The 2,062-nt window shown below is 45.9% G+C and carries 2 protein-coding genes; both read left to right on the top strand.

The window, feature by feature from the left end:
- Positions 1-238: NAD(P)/FAD-dependent oxidoreductase (locus tag C1T29_RS17960; RefSeq protein ID WP_208945521.1), on the top strand; the 238-nt coding region annotated here is incomplete at its 5' end.
- A gap of 230 nt (positions 239-468) precedes the next feature.
- Positions 469-2,004 (top strand): glycine betaine transporter OpuD, encoded by a 1,536-nt coding sequence (locus C1T29_RS17965; protein WP_103750260.1) that lies wholly within the window; start codon positions 469-471, stop codon positions 2,002-2,004.
- The last annotated feature ends 58 nt before the right edge of the window (positions 2,005-2,062 follow it).

Below are 2,062 nucleotides of genomic sequence, written 5' to 3' on the forward strand. Positions count from 1 at the left end.
CAACGTGAACGGCACTCTTTCGCTTGACAAAGCCTTTGTGACCGGCGGAGGGGTTTCCGTAAAAGAAATCGATCCAAAAAAAATGGCGTCCAAAAAAAAGGAGGGGCTTTATTTCTGCGGGGAAATCCTCGATATTCACGGCTATACGGGCGGGTACAATATCACATCCGCGCTTGTCACAGGCAGACTTGCAGGCATGAATGCAGGCGAATTTTCACTTTGCCGAAGAAAAAAATAAAATTGCTCCAAACCCTTGACAAATGTGGAATGGCAGAGTTTCAGCGCAGTGCTGAGACTTGTGCCTTTTTTGAAAAGTATGTTACGGTTAAAGAGTTTTGTTTCACCTGATTGTGGGGTAATAGGGGAAGCTAGGTCAAACTTCCTGAGAGAGAATGAATTTTATATGTGCAACTCATACTAAACATAATGATGGGAGTAAGGACGAAAAATGATTAGAGGGTGAGGATGATTTTGAAAAATATTTCAAGCGTTTTTTGGATTGTGATTGTTATCACAGCAGCAGCTGTATTATGGGGAATCGTTGCTCCTGATAACCTTCAGGCGTTAACGACTTCGATTCAAGGTTATGTTACGAACACACTAGGATGGTATTATTTATTGGTGGTTTCTCTGTTTGTCGCATTCAGCATCTTTTTGATCTTCAGTCCGATCGGAAAGATCAAATTAGGGAAACCTGAAGAAAAACCTGAATTCTCTCGATTATCTTGGTTTGCCATGCTTTTTAGCGCAGGTATGGGCATTGGTCTCGTATTTTATGGCGCGGCTGAACCGATCAGCCATTTTGCCATTAGCTCTCCATCAGGTGAAACAGAAACAGCCCAGGCCTTCAGAGATTCTCTGAGGTATACATTTTTCCACTGGGGATTGCATGCATGGGCGATCTATGCGATCGTTGCTCTTTGCATCGCGTACTTTAAATTCAGAAAAGACGCGCCTGGCTTGATCAGCGCGACGCTGTTTCCGGTCTTCGGCGACAAAGTCAACGGACCGCTTGGAAAAGGGATTGACTGCATCGCTGTCTTCGCAACCGTCGTCGGTGTAGCGACTAGTCTCGGAATCGGCGCCACGCAGATCAACGGCGGACTCCATTATCTATTCGGAGTACCGAACAGCTTTCAAGTGCAGCTGGCAATTATTGCAGTCGTTACCGTGCTGTTCTTAATTTCCGCATGGAGCGGTATCGGAAAAGGCATCAAGTACTTGAGCAATACGAACATGGTGCTGGCCGGCATCCTGATGATCTTTATGCTGTTCGTGGGACCGACAGTGTTGATTATGAACTCGTTTACGGACACGATCGGAACGTATATCTCCAACGTGGTGCAAATGAGCTTCCGCCTTGCGCCTAATGATCCGGACAGCCGTGAATGGATCAATTCATGGACGATTTTCTACTGGGCTTGGTGGATCTCCTGGTCGCCGTTTGTCGGTATTTTCATCGCCCGCGTATCAAGGGGGCGCACAATCAGGGAATTTTTGATTGCCGTATTGTTTGCCCCTACTGTGCTGGCGTTTCTATGGTTTTCAATTTTCGGGGTTTCAGCGATGGATCTTCAGCAAAAAGGGACTTTTAACGTTGCAAAACTGTCTACAGACACGATGCTGTTTGGCATGTTTGACCACTATCCGCTGGCGATGATTACATCTATCATTGCCTTGGTGCTCATTGCCGTATTCTTTATCACTTCCGCAGACTCGGCAACATTTGTTCTCGGCATGCAAACGACTTACGGTTCACTGAATCCTGCGAATTCGGTCAAGATATCATGGGGAATCATCCAGTCAGCAATGGCTGCGGCGCTTCTGTATTCAGGCGGACTATCGGCCCTGCAAAACACCGCCATCCTGGCCGCACTGCCGTTCTCAGTCGTCGTGATTTTCATGCTTGTATCGTTGTATAAATCTCTGTCACAAGAGCGGAAAGAAATTAAACAGGCTGAGAAATTCCAGAAGCCAAGAAGCCCAAGGGTGAAAAAAGCATAATTAAGAGGAACAGTAAATAAATTTGACTTATGGTTATAAAAAGTGCTATCAGCAGTAT

The organism is Bacillus sp. MBGLi79, assembly GCF_002953915.1.